Here is a 17,833-nt window from a genome sequence, read left to right as displayed (position 1 = left end):
TACATGAACGTCACAAAACTTTTAAGAGCTATCTAGCAAGACTAGGGTTAACTCTCATCAGATAATCTCGAAATACTTTATATGCTGTTTTGTGGTCGCCTTCTGGAGACATATTACACATCCACCACAAAAAACTGCTTTGGTAACATCTTGGCTGATCTGTTGCAATTAATCGACCAAGATGTTCACAATTCCAGCCAGTGAAAGTATAGTCCCAATTATAAAAAACATAAAGGGCTTGTTTTATCCGCTCAATAGTTTGTTCTGGCTCAAAAGCAATGTCGTCAATACCAACAACGAACTTTGCCTCGTTCCTCTCAAATGGACATAATCCTTGACCTGTATCAAAAATATGTGTATCTGAAAGACCAATTCCATAGTGCCAAAAGGGATCAGGTGGATTTTGCCAATTGAGTAAACGTCCATAACGCTCACTTGATGGATCAACAAGACCTTCAACTGCTTCTATTGTCTTCTCAATATCATTTAGAGATAACGGCATAGTTAGAATTAATACTTTACAGATAAAGTTTAGAATATTGCCCTAACTGACAATTAAAACCACCTATGGTGTTTTGAGTGGGTTTCTTTAGAAATCTTACTTAGCCCTTGTAAATGTTGGGTTTCCTAACGCCAATCCAACCTACCGGATTTAATGTTTTTGGCTTAACTGACAAGTATTGGGTAGTTAATTTCTTCCCATCCCTGGAAGGGGCGGAATTTGGCGTTGGTGCGTTACGGCTTTGCCTAACGCACCCTACAGATCTTTCAAAAATCAAACATTAGTCCTATATTCCCTCAAATAATTATTAATAAAATTAGTAATTTCTTGATAAAAAACCTGCCCTTTTTCTCGACTGCTATTTGCCGTTACTAATAATTTTAAAGTTTCCACCAATGAAATTATAACAGCATCACAAACCAAATCAAAAAGCTGACCTAAATTATCTTGGTTTTGTTGTCCATAAGCCAAAGCGTTAATATAATCATTGCGAATTTGATTATTAATCACCACCATGGGATACCCTGCACGAATTAACAATAAATTCATTAATAATCTAGCCGTTCTCCCATTCCCATCCCGAAAAGGATGGATCGAGACAAAACGATAATGAGCCATTGTTGCATATTCTACTGGATGGAGTGTTAAAGCAGCATCTGAATTGAGCCAGATGACAAAATCTACCATTAATTGAGACAGTAAATAATGGGGAGGATAAAGATAATTTGTTCCTGCTGCCATTACATCCAGCGTCCGGTAACAACCCGCTTCATCAGGGTTAATTTTTCTCAGAATTAGATTGTGAATTTGTTTAATTTCCCATTCATTAATTGCTGTATCTTTTTGGGCTAAACTCTCAATATAGTCAATCGCTTCCTTATGTCCAATCACCTCTAAATGTTCATCGAGAGTTTTACCACCAATTGTAATCCCTTTAGTTAACACTAACTCGGTTTCACTTTGAGTTAAAGTGTTTCCTTCAATGGCATTAGAGTTATAAGTAAAGCGGACATCATACAGCTTTTTGAGTTCCGCGATAATTGTGGTATTAAACGGTCTAAAGTCATCCAGCCAAACTTTTAGCTTGTCTATTTGCTCTAATTTAAGCTGATAATTCATGCTTACATAGTTACTTATTAAACCAGTCAATGAAAATTCTTTTTCTTGACTTAAAGCAATTACCTGTTGAATAAACTGGTCGTACAGTTGAGAAGAAGACAGTAGCATGGGGTAATGGATAACGCTTTTATTTTATTCCCCATTCCCTGGTTCAAGGGTTAAACCACGATAGACTTGCTCAATGGGGAAATTGAGTTGGCTCTGGGTTAGTTGATTTAATTTTAACAATCTACACAAACATTTTTCGGAGTAAGCCTTTTTTAAATTGTTCGGTTTGGTTGATTTGGCGTTTTCAGCCAACCCTAATTAGCAAGGCGTTCATCGAGGGAAGCTAAAGCAGCACCGGCTGTTTCTGCTAAGATACTAATGAGACGATAGAGAGCGATCGCACTAATTACTAAAGCAGCAGGGAAGTGATACTGTAATAGTGTGAGTGCTGTAGCTTCAAACACCCCCAACCCGCCAGGCGCACCAGGGATAACTAAGCCCAAGACCCAAGCAAAACTAAACACACCGAGCAATAAAGGAATTTGACTCAAGTTTAACGAACTCAGAGCAAACATAGTTAATATAAAACCAGTACTACGCAGTCCTAAAAAAACCAACTCTCCTAATAACGGTTTGAGAGGATAGCATTCAATAATTAAACTACTAACAGGCTGATTTTCAGATTCAGATTTTTTGTTCTTTAATTGGTACAAAAAACGAATTGCTGGGTTCAAAAACCGGGGATGAACTGCACCCAGTACCACGGTTAAACTTAGCAATTGCAGAATTTTTACCCCAATATTAGTATTACTGACTGCAAATTGACTACCAAATAAAACAATAATGATTAAAGCCGCTGCCAGCATTAGTAACGGTTCTAGTAAAACGCTTAAAGTTGCTGCACCTGTAGAAACATTAGCATTTTTAGCTGCTAAAATTCGCCCGTAGTAATGCCAAATATTACCAGGTAAATATTTAGCAATATTTGTTTTTAAATAAACTTGAATAAATGGGAAAGTTGGTACAGGGTGATTTAACTCTGTCAACACCCAAGTCCATATCCAACCAGCCCATGTATGTGCAAGTAAAGTTATACCAGTGGCAACTGCTAAAATTGCCCATCCTGGTGCATCAATACGGATAGAAGTAACTTCTATCCAATTATCCTTCAAAGCTTTTCCTAAAAAAAATAGCGTTCCCCCTAAAATAAACCAGCGTAAAAAATTTTTCATTATTTGTGAAATTTAATCATTAAATTTAAATTGCCCAAAATTATTATATTAAATAATATCTCTCTATAGTTAGATAAAATTAAAAATTTTTCAGCAGTAAAATGTGACCTGAGCTAGAGGTTAAGGTTATTTAAAAACCGTTACTCTTAATAGAGTTCGTTCGCGTTAATAAATTACATCAATACAATACCAAAAAATATGATTGATAAATTGAATTAACGTGTTCTCTTAATACAAGGAGGGCTAAGTGAAAAGATTGATGAACTGGTTTGATAAGCTGCAAATGCGCCGGATTTTAACTATCTTTTTAGCTGGAATATTTTTGATGATTAGCACCGCTTGCAGTGGTACAACCGCTCAAGGAATGAATCCCAACAGTACTCCTGTGCAGGCTGGTGGAGCAAATAATCCTTATAAAAATGGTGGTGATAAATATACCAATTCAAATTCACGAATGTCTACTGAATCAAGAAAGCAAAAGGGAGATCAAGCTAGTCTACAGTTAAATTCACAAACATTCTTAGTTGCCAATAAGGAATCAGAACTTCTTTACCCTGGCGCAGAAACACCTTTAGGAAGAATTAAAAAAGAAGCAGAATTACCAATTATTACAGAAGAAGAGTTCAAACATCCTGAGCCAGGTGGATTAATTCAGCGTCAACCAGATTTAGGAAATCGCATTCAAGACCGAATTGAAACTGTAACAGAGTCATTTGAAAAAGCTTCAGGATTTTTGAAAGAAAAAGCAGATGAAGCAAGCGCCAGACCTGAATTACAAAAAAATCCATCTGTAGGCAAATAGACTTTTATTAAAGTACAAAAAGGATAATGAGGATAATTATGAACAGAGTAATTAATTGGTTACAAAATCTGCGACCCTTAAAAGTTTTAACGGTATTTTTAGCTGGGGCTTTGCTCTTTTTAGCACAAGCCTGTAATCGTCCCACCATAGCCGGACAACCACCCCAACCTGCTGGACAACCGCCAAATGTGCAAAGATACGATCCTACAAAAGATTATCCTATCTCTCGATATCAAGGGGGAATGAACAATTTTAGTGATGTAGATCCCAGAGCGAGAGATGCAGAAAAATCAGCCAGAATTAGAGCCGATGAATTAATAGAAAATACTCAGAGAAACATTGAAAATAAAGGAGTTGATAGTACTGAGCAATATGTCCGTAATTATCGCGCAGGAACACCTTTTGGTGAAAGGGTGAAAAATTTAGGTGAAGATGTAGGAAGTTCTGCTGAAGAATTGCAGAAAGGTGTCACCAAAGGAACTAAGCGAGGATTTGAAAATGTGCAGGAAAATGTCGGAAATGCTGCTAAAGATTTGACCAAAAATGTGCAACGTGGAACTGAAGATGTGGGAAAAAATATCCAACGTAGAGCCGAGGATACAGGAGAAGCAATCAACAGAACTGTGAGAGAGGCTGATTAAATTTGATTTAATTTAATGATGGTAGGGCAGGCTTGAAGCCTGCCTATTTTATTTTTGATTTTCTACATACCAATTTTGTAGCGCCATGCGTTGAATTTCTCGCCAAGGTATATGATGTTTTCGTGCTAAGTCTGCACAATCCTCATATTCTGGCTGTACATTAGTAATTACTTTTTTTGCGGCTGATCCTTTCCAAGCAACTTTAACACCAACTTTGCCATAAAGAGGGATTTCTACTTGTTGAATTTCCCGTTGCAAAATAGTGCGTTGTCCAGTAGTGCGACGAATTCCTAAAGTAGTGGTTTCGCGGTATAAAATTTCTTCACAAGTGACTAAATGTTCTGGATGACAAATAACGGTTAATAAAATTCCTGGACGAGATTTTTTCATCCCTATAGGTTGGGTAAAGACATCCACTGCACCAGCAGCAAATAAAGCCTCAAAGACATAACCGATAGCTTGAGGGTTTAAGTCATCAATTTGGGTTTCTAGGACAGAAATGGTTTCTAAATAGGGGCTATTATCAGCAAAATTAAGAATATTTGTCTGGAAATTTGCACTTTCACCGAGCCAGAGCCGTAGTATATTGGGGATGGGTAAATCGAGGGAACCTGCTCCTAGTCCCACTTGTGTAATTGTGATTGGGGGGGGTGAACCAAAATTTCTGGCTAAAGTAGTAGCGATCGCTGCCCCTGTCGGTGTTACCAGTTCTTTATCAATACCATTACTATAAACTGGACAACTCCGCATTTCCCACAGCTTCAATACTGCGGGGACTGGCACTGCCATTTGACCATGTGCAGCGCGAACAGTTCCCCCACCAGTCGGAAACGCTGAACAATAGATCAGAGGTAATCCTTCTTCATTGCTGTCGATACCTAACCAATCCAACCCCAGGCAAGTACCGACAATATCCACAATCGCGTCTACAGCGCCCACCTCATGAAAATGAACTTTTTCCGGTTCAATGCCATGTACTGCCCCCTCTGCCACTGCTAACTGGCGAAATACAGCTAAACTCCAAGTCTCTGCCTGTGACGGTAACTTAGCTTTGAGAATCATCTCCTCTATTTCTGGTAGGTGACGGCCATGATGGTGAGAGTGTTCATGGTGATGATGGTGATGGTGTACTAAATCGACATGGACTTTAGTTGCTTGCTGAGTTTGCCGATGAACAAGTTCTGACCGTAATTGGTATTCTTGCTCAATTCCCAAACAATTGAGTTTTTCTACTAAATACTCTAAGGGAACACCCAGACTTACCAAAGAACCCAGGCACATATCACCGGAAATTCCTGTTGGACATTGAAGATAAGCAATTTTATTCATAAATTATCAATTAATGATTGGTAATTAGTGATTGGTGATTGGTAATTGGTAATTGGTAATTGGTAATTGGTAATTGGTAATACTATTCACATTACCTTTAACCCATAACCTATCACCTGTCACCCCTCAACAGTTCATCAGTTACTCATAGGGGAAACTACACCAATACCCAATACCCATCACCCATTACCCATTACCCGTTACCCAGTGAGCATCTTTTATGGCAAGAACTTTTTCAATTCATCCTGATAATCCTCAAAATCGCCGAATAGATGAGATAAAGTTAGCGCTCTCTAGTGGCGCTATCATGCTCTACCCTACTGATACAGTTTATGCAATTGGTTGTGATTTGAATGCCAAGTCGGCGGTGGAAAGAGTGCGGCAAATCAAGCAGTTAGCAAATGATAAACCACTAACATTTCTATGTCCCTCGCTTTCTAATGTGGCGACTTATGCCTTCGTAAGTGATACAGCCTATCGAATTATGAAGCGGTTGATACCAGGACCATACACGTTTTTGCTACCTGCTACCAAGTTAGTGCCGCGACTGGTGCAAAGTCCCAAGCGGAAAACTACAGGAATTCGAGTGCCAGATCACACCGTGTGTTTGTCATTGCTAGAAGCGTTAGGAAATCCAATTATTTCCACTTCGGCACATTTACCACCAAATGACATAGATGATGAAATAGTAGGAATAGATCCAGAATCTATTTTGTCTAGGGTTGAGCTATTTGACCGTTTGGATAACTTGGTGGACATAATTATAGACACAGGTGAAGAACCGACTTCTCTAGTGTCTACCATTTTAGATTTAACGGAAGAAGAAGCAGTAATTACACGGAGGGGGTTAGGTTGGGAAGCAGCAGCAGCTTGGGTATAATAATTAATCCTTACAGATGCGACTTTCTGTTTCGGAAATTGTGATAAACATACACCAGTTTTAAAATTGTCATACTCACAGACGCTGGGATCGCGGCAAACGGGATGGCGGCAAATCTTGGTATTACCAGGTTTTGGATTTGTTTTAGCGCCCTCTCACAACCGATGTCTCAACTTTGATATAGTTGCTGATAAAAAAAGCGACACACTTGACAAGCCCTTAACTTTTGAAATTTACAGCAGTCTTATGTGTGAACAGTATAGGCGGCGAGTCTTGATGGATAAATGCCAGCAAGATTTTCCTGTTATGACTGGCCTTAAGTACTGTGTCTGCGTTTTAGTTAAGGTGCAATACCAATTCCAGGAAAAGTCATGAAAGCTAACCTCGTCAATCTGCCAAATTCTACACCTGCTTTTGATAGCGATGTTTCCACCGAAGACTTATCAGAGAGTAAATCTGATACTTTAGTACAACTGCTCTGTCAGGAAATGCAGTCTCAGGTAAAAGCTTCAGTTGGATGTGTACAATCTGTAACAAAGCGTATAGCTAAAGAAGTAGAACGCATTTGTGATAAAAGCTCCCGCATTCAAACTTCTGGACAAATCAGGTCTTGGCAGATTACTTTAGCAAGACACCGATTACAAAAGTGCCTGCGTTACTATCAATTGGGTTCAAAACAAGGAAGGGTGGAATTACATAGCAGTTTAGGTGCTATTGTTTATCGCCACGTGACGATCGCTGGCTCAGAGTTGGGTTTTGAAGCTCGTTACAATTTGATTGAAGATTTTCTCCAAGCTTTTTATATTGAAGCGATTAAGGCTTTTAGAAGAGAAAACGAGTTACCGGAAGATTACACACCGCGCACTCAGCTACAATTGGCTGAGTATATGGCGTTTACAGAGCAGTATGCTAAACGCCGCATTAATTTACCTGGTGGTGCTAATCAACAGTTGATTGTGTTACGCGCTCAAGGTTTTGCTCGTCGTCAACCCCAGGAAACGACTGTAGATATTGAGATGGCTGTGGATTCGGCTAAGACTGAAGAGGCAGAATCTTATCAACGCAATTTAGCAGTGCAACAGATTAGGTCACAAATGGTTGCTAAAGCGACATTTGATCCTTCTGAGGAGTCGGAACGCGATCGCGTGATTACAGAGTTGATGAAATATCTGGAGTCCCAAGGTCAAGCCGACTGCATGGATTATCTCTCTCTGAAACTACAAGACCTCTCAGCCCCGGAAATTGACCAAATTCTCGGACTCACTAGCCGTCAGCGGGATTATTTGCAACAACGCTTTAAATATCATGTTGAGAAGTTTGCTAAACAACACCACTGGCAATTGGTACATCAATGGCTAGGTGCTGGTTTAGAACATAAGTTGGGTTTATCGTCCCAGCAGTGGGATACGTTTTGGAATCAACTTACAGAACAGCAACAACAAATCTTTAATTTAAAAACTGCTTTGGAGAATGATCAAGCGATCGCAAAAGCTGTCCAATGTACCCCCAAACAGCTACAAAAGCGCTGGACTCAAATGTTAGAACTAGCATGGGCTATCCGCAATGGTCATGCTGAAGTTAAAACCGGCTGAACCCAAGCTGAAACTCCTAAATTTATCTGAATCCCTGATCCACCTTATACACCTGTTCTTACAAAACAAATATCTCCTCTATTTCTCCCCCAGTCACGGGAGAATTAGAGAATAAGGTAGGAAATAACAATTTTAGATTTTAGATTTGCATAAATACATTTGTTTTAAAGTACAAAAGTACCATATTATTTTTACCCTTTCTGAGAAAAAATCAAAAATTTATACTCAACTAATGACCCTTTGTTACTGCTTTCATGGAATCCTATAATAAGCAGGACTTTCAGCAGAGGGTTTGAGTATGACTATGACTCAAGGTGGACGGGCCAATAAGTCTGGGAAGATTTTAGAAGGTAATATAGAGGCAATATTAAAAGGGCATAATTATTTCCAAGTCGGAAACCATGTCCAAAAAGAATTTTTATTTAATGCTGCTTTATTGCCAAAACGTTATGGAAAAGAAGTTTATATTGGTACAGGAATTTATGATACTGAACTGAAGGTAGACTTTTATATTATTGGTATACCTGCAATGCGATCAGGTTTAATTATTGAGTGCAAATGGCAAGAAAGTGGTGGTTCAGTTGACGAAAAGTTTCCTTACTTGAATATGAATATTCAGTTATCTTATCCTGCCCCAACCATAATAGTTATGGGAGGTGAAGGAATGAGAGAAGGTGCAAGCAACTGGCTCAAAGCAAGAGTTAATGATAACCCAAATTTATTAGCAGTTTTTAGCTTAGATAGATTCATTGCTTGGACAAATAAAAACCTCTAGTAGGAGGTGATTAATAGTTCATTAATTACACCACGTTTTTGAGCATTGGAATTAATTGATCTTGCTGCTGATATAGTACGAATATTGAAATTTCTATAAAGGTCACGAATAAATTTGCAGTCTGAATTAGATAGCATAACTCTAACACCACATTTAGATAATTTTACAAATATATCCCTTAATTCAACTTGCTGACTTTCAGCAAAGGAATAGCGACTGTAAGCTGTAAAATAGCTGGTTTCACTGACAGGATAATAAGGAGGATCAAAGAACACAAAATCATCACCATTGAGCGCATAATTTAGCACTCGTTTAAAATCTGCTTGTTGGATGTCAGCCTTGGAAAGCGCTTTAGATGCAACTCTCAGCAAATCTTCTTGACAAATACCAGGATTTTTATATTTCCCCAAAGGTACATTAAACTTATTTTGAGAATTAACTCGATACAGACCATTAAAACAAGTTTTGTTCAAATAAATAAACCGAGCAGCTTTTTCTAAATCTGTGCCTTCAGGATAGGCTCTTACATCATAATAATAATCTCTATCATGTCGTTCTTGATGTTTTTGTAGTAGTTTAATTAATTCTTCCACATGATCTCTAACACAGCAATAAGTAATAATTAATTCTGTATTGATATCAGTTAAAACTGCCTTCGGTGGTTGGAGATGGAAAAAAACAGCCCCTCCGCCTAAAAAGGGTTCATAGTAAGTCTTGTAATGCTGAGGAAAATAATCTTTATATTGCGGAATCAACCGATTTTTACCCCCAGCCCACTTTAAAAAGGGACGTGGGAAAGTTGCTTTGGGGATTTGACTTACCATTTACTTAATGATTAAACTAAAACTCGGCTCCTCAATCAAAGCCAATATAACTAACGAATTATATTTTATATGAATTGAGCTATTTTCAGCATCATAGATTACAATTAAGCTAAATAAGCATCTGAAAACAAACTTACATTTTATAACAAGGTAGTCTATATTCAAATGTTTGACGGATTTTGGGATAACGTCTTTCGCTACCCTCGGTACTTGATCACTATCGTCTTAGGTATTTTTCTGAATACCTTTGAGCCATTAATGCCACTTTTGAAACGCCCAATCACCTTAATTTCTCTGTTGGGCTTATTTATAGGGGGTCTGTTTTTCCTAACGTTGACTCTCCGGGCTATGCTGGGCTTAGGTACAACCTAGCTTGATCCCATCCCTAATTTGCATCTATTCATGTCGTACAACCTCTGTGAGAAGGCGGAATTTTTATGGCTACAAATCGCCGCGTTTCCCGCGTTGCTGAATTAATTAAACGGGAAGTTAGCCAAATGTTACTCAACGGTATTAAGGATGATCGTGTGGGTACAGGTATGGTAAGTGTTACCGATGTGGATGTTTCCGGTGACTTGCAACACGCTAAAATCTTCGTCAGTATTTATGGGACAGAGGAAGCTAAGGCAGAAACTATGGCAGGTTTAAAGTCAGCGACTGGTTATGTTCGCAGTGAGTTGGGTGCTAGAGTCAGGCTACGTCGCACGCCAGAAGTTATATTTGTCGAAGATGATTCCCTTGAACGAGGCACTAAATTGCTGAGTTTATTGAACCAACTCAAGCAAGATCGTCCACCAGAAGGAACTGACGCTGATAAGCAGGAATCGACTGATGAGTAACGAGCGTTGAGTAACAAATAGTACCGAATAATTAAGGGAATACCAAAAAATAAATTATCCAAAAATTGTAGTTTTTTATTTGGATGTTCCTTAAATAAATCAGAACCTGGCTAAAGACCAGGTTTTTGGCGTTTGAGGTCACTTTACAGCACTTATGTTTATCAAAACAGAATTCAGGAGTCAGGAGTCAGTAGGACTTACGCAAGTGTCACATTTAATATCTTTTGCAGGTGCGTCAGACCTATAAATTGCTTATTATCAAAAGATTTACGATATCTGACGCACCCTACAAAGCTGTTTAAGAAAACATGGCTTTCCAGATTAAAAAATTGTTAACAGATAGGTTGCTGCAAAACTTAGTGGTGTAACTTAACTATGGGAATTTGCAACAGTTTATACTTAATCTCCGCTCATGGGTAATTTATTTTTCTTAGAAAAAATCATCACAGCACGACTAGAAAGAGTTTGCGTTGGCTATTAATAATACTAGCAATATTTTATACCAAAGCAGTTATTTCTAACTGCTAAATTGTAGCTATAGGCATATAGATATTAAAGTGTTAAACCTGTTGAATAGTAGTCACACCGAATTCTCAGTCAGTTTAGTTAATCTCATTGGGATTCATAATATAAAGCGGAGTAAATATAAATGTTAGGATTCATTGACAAACTTAACATTTCTTTAGATAATTTATAGGTCTGTAGCGTCAAAATGATAATAGTTCCGTATAGCAAACTACAAAACCTAGCCACAGGTCTAATTATTGCCATTTTTGTTCCTGATTAGATTGGGAACACTATCTAATTGTAAATTTGTGAGTAAAAACAATGAGTGTGAATACGGTGCCTTCTATCAATTACTACTCTCTAGATGTAATTCAGGACGAAGCACGCCAACTGGTACAAAGGGGAATGTTGAGTCGTCAGCAACCAATATATACGCTCTGCCAATACATCCCAGCGAGAGAGTGGGTTTGTGTTGAATGTGAGTTAGAGAAATGTGACTTTTTATTGCGCGATCGCATTGGTGATTTGATTGGTCGTGAAGAATGGGATAACGACTAATCAATCTTTAGTTGATGATTTTGGTCAGGCTAGAAAGTCTTAATGGGTTTTCATCCAGTTAAGCGATTGCTTCCCTTTGGGTTTCGTAATTGCTCCCAAAGGGATTGGGTGTTAGTTTTTTATTCTAGATTTACGCAATATCTAAAAGTCGATCAATCTAAATAATTAGTCATTGTTTTATTTATACTTGTCCAGATTTCAGAAGTCTGGACAAGTATTTTTTAGCTGACTTGTTCTAAGTACTGGTTAATATCCTCAATCATGCGAGTGAGTTCAGTTTCTGTAGTTACGCGAATGTTGATATTGCGAATAGTCAGCAAAACTTTGGCTGCAAAGGGTGTAGGCCAAATATTGGGGTTACAAAAAACTTCTAAAAAGACTTCACCAGTATAGCGATACTCTAGGGAAGGTTGGGGCTTGACTTTACCACCACCTGGGGTGGGTTTAGCAGCAACAGCTTTCAGACTCACCATTAATTCAGCTATTGCTGCTTTTAATTCTTGTGCTGCTTGGGCTGAAAAACTAAAGGAAACGGAACCTTGACCCAGGTTCAATGTCAGAGGAGTAGAAGACATAGAGCTTTGTGATGACAACTTTTTGGTAATTACTTATCTTACCGGATGGGGTAGTGCGGAGATGGTAAAAAAATAATTTTCCGTTTAATTCAAAAAGCAGATACTAAAACTGAAAATAATTTTTACTATTAATGATAATTATAGTCTATTGGTAGTCACCATAATACATAAATATATAGATATATTAGCTAATTTTTATTTAAAATTAATCTCAATAAAATTGTCTAAAAATTAGAGTTGGTTAAGAGACTTATTCCTTACAGTATAGGACTTTGAGAAATTTTATTTGTGTTAATTGGTGTTTTAGGTTTTACAGTAGAAGTCATAGAACTTGAGATTATAAATTTATGACTTACGATCACCGCGCTGAAGTTAGAAAAGTTTTAATAATTACTCTTTTGCTCAATTTGTTCGTGATGGGATTGAAAGCATTTGTAGGGTACTCAACAGGTTCTCTCAGTCTGTTGGCTGATGCATTACATAGTGTGACGGATAGTGCTAACAATGTTTTAGGATTGTTTGCGAGTCATTTTTCTTCCCCATATCCAGATCGAGAACATCCCTATGGACATCATAAATTTGAAGCGGTGGGTGCTTTAGGGATAGCAGCTTTTTTAGGTATAGCCTGTTTTGAAATTCTCCAAGGAGCAGTGGAGAGGATTCTCAAAGGTGGTGAGCCGGTGAAAGTATCAGCACCGGAATTGTGGATATTGTTGGTTGTGTTAGGGGTAAATATTTTTGTGGCGTTTTACGAACGTAATGTTGGGAGGAGGGTGGGTAGTTCAATTTTAATTGCTGATGCTACTCATACAATGAGCGATGTTTGGGTGACTATTTCAGTAATTGGAGGTTTGATTGGTATTTGGTGGCTAAATTTTCAATGGCTAGATGTGGTGTTAGCTTTTCCGGTGGCTTTGTTGGTGTTTTGGAGTGGTTGGTCAGTTTTAAAAGAAAATTTACCTTCGTTAGTGGATGAGATGGCGATCGCACCAGAAGCAATTCATGCGATCGCACTTTCTGTTTCTGGAGTGATAAATTGCCATGATATTGCTTCTCGTGGTATTCTCGGTCGTCAAGTCTTTATAGAAATGCATTTAATAGTAGATGCACCAGATGTAGAAACTGCTCACCGGATTACCGAAGAAGTAGAAAGCCAACTAGAACAACGCTTTAGTCCAGTCAGGATTTTAATTCACGTTGAACCACCAGCATACAAATCTGAAAATATTAGCTTTGAACCGAGAGTAGAACAGATCGATCCTCAATGTTAATTGTGAGAAAATGCGACTAATTTGGCTATAATTTCCACTAATTGATCTGGCTCTACAGGTTTAGCTACATGAGTCTGAAAGCCAGCTTGTAAGGCACAGAGTCGATCATCACTATCTGCATAAGCAGTTAAAGCTACAGCCGGAATCCTTCCACCTTCATTTGCTTTAAGCGATTGCCTTCGGCACTGCTCTTCGAGCGATCGCACTTGGCGGATTAAACTATAGCCATCTTCATCAGGCATAGCAATATCACAGATCAAAGCATCAGGTTTAAACTTGGTTAGCATTTCCAACGCCGCTGCTGCTGAAGAAACCGCTGTAACAACTGCTCCATCTGCTTCTAAGACGGTAGTAATGTAAAAGCGACTATCTTCATCATCATCGACTACGAGAATGCGTAAGCGAGCAAGAGGGAGATTGGCTGGCATAACATCTTTATTAGTGTTAGGAATTTGCAAAAAAAATCCTCAATCAGTGCTTTTTGTCCTATCCTCATCCACCACACCAGAAATAATTCTACTGTGATCAAGGTAATTTTTTACTATTGATTAATTTAGTTTATTTAATAGTAAAATTGAGCATTATTAATAATCTACTGGAAAATTGGGCAAATATTTATTATTTTGAATAATTCTTTTATAGCTTTTTTTCCAAACAGTAGAAATTAAAGACATTCATTTAACTTTACAAAAATACACTTTTCGTATAAGAGTCAAAATTAGGCTTTTATAATAAAATTTAGAAATTTACCCAGAGCTTTTAACTGATTTTCATAGCTATTCACCGTCTAGTTTAGAACCAATAATTAAATATATATCTAAAATAGTAAGAGTGGAGAAATTGACATCTATTGATTGATAATCATCACTTTATACATTTATAAATCAAGTACAATATCCCCGAAGTGATCACAGTAAAGTTGTAACTTTCAAGCAAGATCCCTAACCCCATTAGAGACTTGCAAATAAAAGAATCTCCAATTTATAGGGTGACACACCACCAACTTCAGGGATAATGGTGAGTGGCTGCGCTTAAACATGGCATAACCCACCTCATACAATTTTCAAAGAAATTTATTTTTTGGTGTTCCTTTAGACAAATTCAATTTGCTCAGGACTTACGCAAAACAGAACGAAAGTAGCGGTAATTCATGAATTACCGCTACGTAATCATAAGGTTTTCAGCCACATCTTGCATAAGTCCTATTTCTATAATAAAACTCAAACAATAATTAGTGATTACAAATCAGAAATTGGAATTATCAATTATGAATACTAGCAATGATGTCAGCATTGATTTAACAAGCTGTGAAAAAGAAGCAATACATATACCTGGATTGATTCAGCCACATGGAGTTATTTTATCTTTTCAAAAACCAGAACTAACTATTTTGCAAATTAGCAATAATACATTTAATATTCTGGGAATACAGCCAGATGAATTATTGAATCAAAACTTGAATAAACTGCTGAAACCTGAACAAATGAATTTATTATTAGATTCTTTAGAGCAGGAAAACTTAGAGTTTGGTAATCCCATTGAATTCAACATCACAGTAAATCAAAAAAATGTAGATTTTGATGGAATTATTCATCGCTGCCAAAAACTTTTTATTTTAGAATTAGAGCCTGCTTTGTCAGAAAAAAGTAATCATTTTTTCAAATTCTATCCGTTGATAAAGCTTGCTATATCAAAGCTAAGAGGAGCAAATAACGTTACTCAATTAAGCCGAGTTATCGCTCAAGAAATCAAAAAAATTACTGGCTTTGATCGAGTAATGGTTTATGAATTTGACGATAATTGGAATGGTGTAGTAATTACAGAAGAAAAAGCAGAAAACCTCACATCTTATTTAGGTTTACATTACCCAGCTTCTGATATTCCTCCACAAGCTAGACAACTCTACACTCAAAACTGGCTCAGACTCATACCAGATATTAACTATCAACCAGCACTAATTATACCCAAAAATAACCCATTCAATCAACAACCTTTAGATTTAAGTAATGCCGTACTCAGAAGTGTTTCACCGCTACATATTGAATATTTGCAAAATATGGGTGTGATAGCATCAATGTCAATTTCTATTATCAAAAATAAAAAATTGTGGGGACTGATTGCTTGTCATCATCAATCACCCAAATATTTATCCTATGAAATTCGCCATGTTTGTGAATTTTTAGGACAAATGGCATCTTTAGAATTGGGCGCTAAGGAAGATATTGAAGATACTGAATATAAATTAGATTTGAAATCCATTCAATCTAAATTAGTAGAATATATGTCAGCAGAAAAAAACTTTATTCAAGGTTTAATTAAGCATCAACCCAATTTACTTAATCTTGTAGACGCTGAAGGAGCAGCAGTTTATTTCGATGGTGAATATATCACTGTTGGACACACTCCTGAAATACAAGAAATTCATAATTTAGTGACATGGATTACTAAAAATTTGCATGACGCAATTTTTTATACTGATGGATTATCACAAGTTTACCCAGCAGCAGAAAAATTTGGAAATATTGCTAGTGGTTTGATGGTAATTTCTATTGACAAAAGCCAGAAAAATTATGTCCTGTGGTTTCGTCCAGAAGTTGTGCAAACTGTAAATTGGGGAGGAAATCCCAATAAAGCTGTAGAAGTAACAGTAAATGGGGATTTATGCTTATCACCCCGGAAATCTTTTGATTTATGGAAAGAAACAGTACGATTAAAGTCACTTCCTTGGAAATCCTGTGAAGTGAATGCAGCGCTGGAGTTGAGAAATGCTGTTATCAGTGTGATACTACAAAAAGTAGATGAGCTTGCACAAATAAATATAGAATTGGAACGGAGTAATAATGAATTAGATGCTTTTGCCTATATTGCATCCCATGATTTGAAAGAACCACTGCGTGGGATTCATAATTATTCTAACTTTTTGATAGAAGATTATGGTGAAACCCTGGATGAAGAGGGTAAGACTAAATTAAGAACCTTAGTGCGTTTGACTCAGCGCATGGAAGATTTAATTGATTCATTACTGCATTTTTCTCGCTTAGGAAGGGTAGACCTTTCTAAGCAGAAAACAAACCTCAATCATCTTCTATCTCAGACTTTAGATTTATTGAGCGCACGAATTGAAGAGACGGGAATAGAAATTCGCATTCCTCAACCGCTACCAACAGTTTATTGCGATCGCGTTCAAGTCGGAGAAGTATTTAATAATTTGATTGCTAATGCCATTAAATACAATGATAAAGATGAGCAATGGATTGAAATTGGATATTTACATCATCAGGGAATATTTATATTCTATGTCAAAGATAACGGTATTGGGATCAAAGATAAACATTTTGAATCTATTTTTCGGATCTTTAAAAGACTCCACAGTCCTAATAAATTTGGTGGAGGTATGGGAGCAGGACTAACCATTACTAAAAAAATTATCGAGCGACATGGAGGTAAAATCTGGGTAGAGTCAACCTATGGTAAAGGTAGTACTTTCTATTTCACATTGCAGGGAGAAGAAATTTAATGTACGAATTCAGGAGTCAGGAGTCAGGAGTCAGGAGTCAGAAGTCAGGAGTCAGGAGTCAGGAGTCAGGAGTCAGGAGGAAGAGGGAAGAAGGAAGAATGATATTTTTCTCTACTGTTAAGAGTTCCCTGCTATATCAAACATTCTGTATCCTTAATCCTTATGTAAAAATTTAGGAGATGCTACGCAGACCTCTTCAGTTCAGAATAGCTATGAAATCAGGATTAGAGAAAAGCGGTATTTTATGAAAATTATCGAATTAGACTCAAAAAATTGTTATTCTCCTGAAATTTGTATTCTTTCTTTTGAATGCTTACAATTTAATTAAGCAATTGTTTTATCAGCAGAGAATTTTAAAACGCATTTAATAATAATTACAAATTTTCAGGTTTAAAATATTTTATGATGCAGCCATCAGCTAAATGTACATTCTGCAAAAAATCAGCACTATTGTTAGTAATTGAAGATAGTGATGAAGATTTTGAAGCTTTTAATAGAGTCATAAATCAACAAGGAGTTATCAATCCCATTTTCCGTTGTACTGATGGAGATGATGCTCTCGATTACCTGTACCATGATGGTATTTATAATGATTACCAAACTTCTCCACGTCCATCTATTATTTTACTTGACTTGAATTTACCAGGAACTGACGGTAGAGATGTTTTACAGCAAATTAAACAGGATGAAAATTTAAAAAATATCCCTGTAATTGTATTTACTACGTCTTCTAATCCCAAGGACATTGAAATATGTTATCAAAACTCTGTTGCTAGTTATATGTTGAAACCAATCGACATCAAAAAATTAATCAAAACAATTCAAAGCTTTATCACTTATTGGTTAGATATCGTCATCCTTCCTGATGTTGGAAGTAATTAG

The 17,833-nt window shown here is 37.1% G+C and carries 19 protein-coding genes; 12 read left to right on the top strand and 7 right to left on the bottom strand.

Annotation, left to right across the window (positions count from 1 at the left end; translation table 11 throughout):
• Positions 1-28 precede the first annotated feature (28 nt).
• From AC012T_RS20835 to AC012T_RS20825, 3 genes are all read right to left on the bottom strand, one after another.
• Positions 29-502, bottom strand: coding sequence for a hypothetical protein (locus AC012T_RS20835; RefSeq protein ID WP_487060618.1), 474 nt, complete (start codon positions 500-502; stop codon positions 29-31).
• Between the two features lie 273 nt (positions 503-775).
• Positions 776-1,729, bottom strand: a complete 954-nt coding sequence (locus AC012T_RS20830) for a Fic family protein (protein WP_487060617.1) — start codon at positions 1,727-1,729, stop codon at positions 776-778.
• 194 nt (positions 1,730-1,923) lie between these two features.
• Positions 1,924-2,841: a lysylphosphatidylglycerol synthase domain-containing protein gene (locus tag AC012T_RS20825; protein ID WP_487060616.1), complete on the bottom strand. Its 918-nt coding sequence runs from the start codon at positions 2,839-2,841 to the stop codon at positions 1,924-1,926.
• A gap of 247 nt (positions 2,842-3,088) precedes the next feature.
• Here AC012T_RS20825 and AC012T_RS20820 point away from each other — a divergent pair, with 247 nt between their 5' ends.
• Positions 3,089-3,643 (top strand): DUF6658 family protein, encoded by a 555-nt coding sequence (locus tag AC012T_RS20820; RefSeq protein ID WP_487060615.1) that lies wholly within the window; start codon positions 3,089-3,091, stop codon positions 3,641-3,643.
• Positions 3,644-3,681: 38 nt separating this feature from the next.
• Positions 3,682-4,284: a DUF6658 family protein gene (locus AC012T_RS20815; RefSeq protein WP_487060614.1), complete on the top strand. Its 603-nt coding sequence runs from the start codon at positions 3,682-3,684 to the stop codon at positions 4,282-4,284.
• Between the two features lie 48 nt (positions 4,285-4,332).
• On the opposite strand, the gene larC is transcribed toward AC012T_RS20815, so the two are convergent.
• Entirely contained in the window at positions 4,333-5,613 is a 1,281-nt protein-coding gene (gene larC / locus AC012T_RS20810) for a nickel pincer cofactor biosynthesis protein LarC (RefSeq protein WP_487060613.1), read from the bottom strand.
• 220 nt (positions 5,614-5,833) lie between these two features.
• Here larC and AC012T_RS20805 point away from each other — a divergent pair, with 220 nt between their 5' ends.
• From AC012T_RS20805 to AC012T_RS20795, 3 genes are all read left to right on the top strand, one after another.
• Positions 5,834-6,493, top strand: a complete 660-nt coding sequence (locus AC012T_RS20805; RefSeq protein WP_487060612.1) for an L-threonylcarbamoyladenylate synthase — start codon at positions 5,834-5,836, stop codon at positions 6,491-6,493.
• Positions 6,494-6,864: 371 nt separating this feature from the next.
• Positions 6,865-8,085: a HetZ-related protein gene (locus AC012T_RS20800; RefSeq protein ID WP_015216119.1), complete on the top strand. Its 1,221-nt coding sequence runs from the start codon at positions 6,865-6,867 to the stop codon at positions 8,083-8,085.
• A 298-nt stretch (positions 8,086-8,383) separates the two neighbouring features.
• Entirely contained in the window at positions 8,384-8,860 is a 477-nt protein-coding gene (locus tag AC012T_RS20795; protein ID WP_487060611.1) for a PD-(D/E)XK nuclease superfamily protein, read from the top strand.
• On the opposite strand, the gene AC012T_RS20790 is transcribed toward AC012T_RS20795, so the two are convergent.
• Complete coding sequence (locus tag AC012T_RS20790) at positions 8,857-9,684, bottom strand: DNA adenine methylase (protein WP_487060610.1); 828 nt, start codon at positions 9,682-9,684, stop codon at positions 8,857-8,859. The genes AC012T_RS20795 and AC012T_RS20790 overlap by 4 nt on opposite strands.
• Positions 9,685-9,849: 165 nt before the next feature.
• Between AC012T_RS20790 and AC012T_RS20785 the strand changes: the two genes are divergently transcribed.
• The 3 genes from AC012T_RS20785 to AC012T_RS20775 all read left to right on the top strand — a co-directional run bounded on the left by AC012T_RS20785 (position 9,850) and on the right by AC012T_RS20775 (position 11,588).
• Positions 9,850-10,056 (top strand): DUF751 domain-containing protein, encoded by a 207-nt coding sequence (locus AC012T_RS20785; protein ID WP_487060609.1) that lies wholly within the window; start codon positions 9,850-9,852, stop codon positions 10,054-10,056.
• A gap of 65 nt (positions 10,057-10,121) precedes the next feature.
• The gene (gene rbfA / locus AC012T_RS20780; protein ID WP_487060608.1) at positions 10,122-10,523 is read left to right on the top strand and encodes a 30S ribosome-binding factor RbfA; all 402 of its coding nucleotides are present in this window, start codon (positions 10,122-10,124) and stop codon (positions 10,521-10,523) included.
• 828 nt (positions 10,524-11,351) lie between these two features.
• Positions 11,352-11,588 (top strand): DUF4327 family protein, encoded by a 237-nt coding sequence (locus AC012T_RS20775; RefSeq protein ID WP_015216113.1) that lies wholly within the window; start codon positions 11,352-11,354, stop codon positions 11,586-11,588.
• A gap of 221 nt (positions 11,589-11,809) precedes the next feature.
• On the opposite strand, the gene AC012T_RS20770 is transcribed toward AC012T_RS20775, so the two are convergent.
• Complete coding sequence (locus AC012T_RS20770; RefSeq protein WP_438892514.1) at positions 11,810-12,163, bottom strand: hypothetical protein; 354 nt, start codon at positions 12,161-12,163, stop codon at positions 11,810-11,812.
• Between the two features lie 347 nt (positions 12,164-12,510).
• Between AC012T_RS20770 and cdf31 the strand changes: the two genes are divergently transcribed.
• The gene (gene cdf31 / locus AC012T_RS20765; RefSeq protein ID WP_487060607.1) at positions 12,511-13,434 is read left to right on the top strand and encodes a CDF family zinc efflux transporter Cdf31; all 924 of its coding nucleotides are present in this window, start codon (positions 12,511-12,513) and stop codon (positions 13,432-13,434) included.
• Here cdf31 and AC012T_RS20760 read toward each other — a convergent pair.
• Positions 13,431-13,862: a response regulator gene (locus tag AC012T_RS20760; RefSeq protein ID WP_487066688.1), complete on the bottom strand. Its 432-nt coding sequence runs from the start codon at positions 13,860-13,862 to the stop codon at positions 13,431-13,433. The genes cdf31 and AC012T_RS20760 overlap by 4 nt on opposite strands.
• Before the next feature lie 839 nt (positions 13,863-14,701).
• Between AC012T_RS20760 and AC012T_RS20755 the strand changes: the two genes are divergently transcribed.
• From AC012T_RS20755 to AC012T_RS20745, 3 genes are all read left to right on the top strand, one after another.
• The gene (locus tag AC012T_RS20755) at positions 14,702-16,951 is read left to right on the top strand and encodes an ATP-binding protein (RefSeq protein ID WP_487060606.1); all 2,250 of its coding nucleotides are present in this window, start codon (positions 14,702-14,704) and stop codon (positions 16,949-16,951) included.
• Positions 16,951-17,127, top strand: coding sequence for a hypothetical protein (locus AC012T_RS20750; RefSeq protein WP_487060605.1), 177 nt, complete (start codon positions 16,951-16,953; stop codon positions 17,125-17,127). Before AC012T_RS20755 ends, AC012T_RS20750 begins: the two co-directional genes overlap by 1 nt.
• A gap of 226 nt (positions 17,128-17,353) precedes the next feature.
• Positions 17,354-17,833 (top strand): response regulator, encoded by a 480-nt coding sequence (locus AC012T_RS20745; RefSeq protein ID WP_487060604.1) that lies wholly within the window; start codon positions 17,354-17,356, stop codon positions 17,831-17,833.

This window comes from Anabaena sp. EIM26, from assembly GCF_057568715.1.
Note: the sequence above shows the minus strand (reverse complement) of the source record. Positions and strands in the feature narration are given on the sequence as shown.

Bases quoted from the DNA above. Each gene is read 5' to 3' on its own strand.
- rbfA (WP_487060608.1), top strand. From the start codon at position 10,122: ATGGCTACAAATCGCCGCGTTTCCCGCGTTGCTGAATTAATTAAACGG.
- AC012T_RS20795 (WP_487060611.1), top strand. From the start codon at position 8,384: ATGACTATGACTCAAGGTGGACGGGCCAATAAGTCTGGGAAGATTTTA.
- AC012T_RS20835 (WP_487060618.1), bottom strand. From the start codon at position 502: ATGCCGTTATCTCTAAATGATATTGAGAAGACAATAGAAGCAGTTGAA.
- AC012T_RS20800 (WP_015216119.1), top strand. From the start codon at position 6,865: ATGAAAGCTAACCTCGTCAATCTGCCAAATTCTACACCTGCTTTTGAT.
- larC (WP_487060613.1), bottom strand. From the start codon at position 5,613: ATGAATAAAATTGCTTATCTTCAATGTCCAACAGGAATTTCCGGTGAT.
- AC012T_RS20815 (WP_487060614.1), top strand. From the start codon at position 3,682: ATGAACAGAGTAATTAATTGGTTACAAAATCTGCGACCCTTAAAAGTT.
- AC012T_RS20750 (WP_487060605.1), top strand. From the start codon at position 16,951: ATGTACGAATTCAGGAGTCAGGAGTCAGGAGTCAGGAGTCAGAAGTCA.
- AC012T_RS20790 (WP_487060610.1), bottom strand. From the start codon at position 9,684: ATGGTAAGTCAAATCCCCAAAGCAACTTTCCCACGTCCCTTTTTAAAG.
- AC012T_RS20775 (WP_015216113.1), top strand. From the start codon at position 11,352: ATGAGTGTGAATACGGTGCCTTCTATCAATTACTACTCTCTAGATGTA.
- AC012T_RS20760 (WP_487066688.1), bottom strand. From the start codon at position 13,862: ATGCCAGCCAATCTCCCTCTTGCTCGCTTACGCATTCTCGTAGTCGAT.
- AC012T_RS20805 (WP_487060612.1), top strand. From the start codon at position 5,834: ATGGCAAGAACTTTTTCAATTCATCCTGATAATCCTCAAAATCGCCGA.
- AC012T_RS20745 (WP_487060604.1), top strand. From the start codon at position 17,354: ATGATGCAGCCATCAGCTAAATGTACATTCTGCAAAAAATCAGCACTA.
- AC012T_RS20830 (WP_487060617.1), bottom strand. From the start codon at position 1,729: ATGCTACTGTCTTCTTCTCAACTGTACGACCAGTTTATTCAACAGGTA.
- AC012T_RS20785 (WP_487060609.1), top strand. From the start codon at position 9,850: ATGTTTGACGGATTTTGGGATAACGTCTTTCGCTACCCTCGGTACTTG.
- cdf31 (WP_487060607.1), top strand. From the start codon at position 12,511: ATGACTTACGATCACCGCGCTGAAGTTAGAAAAGTTTTAATAATTACT.
- AC012T_RS20755 (WP_487060606.1), top strand. From the start codon at position 14,702: ATGAATACTAGCAATGATGTCAGCATTGATTTAACAAGCTGTGAAAAA.
- AC012T_RS20825 (WP_487060616.1), bottom strand. From the start codon at position 2,841: ATGAAAAATTTTTTACGCTGGTTTATTTTAGGGGGAACGCTATTTTTT.
- AC012T_RS20770 (WP_438892514.1), bottom strand. From the start codon at position 12,163: ATGTCTTCTACTCCTCTGACATTGAACCTGGGTCAAGGTTCCGTTTCC.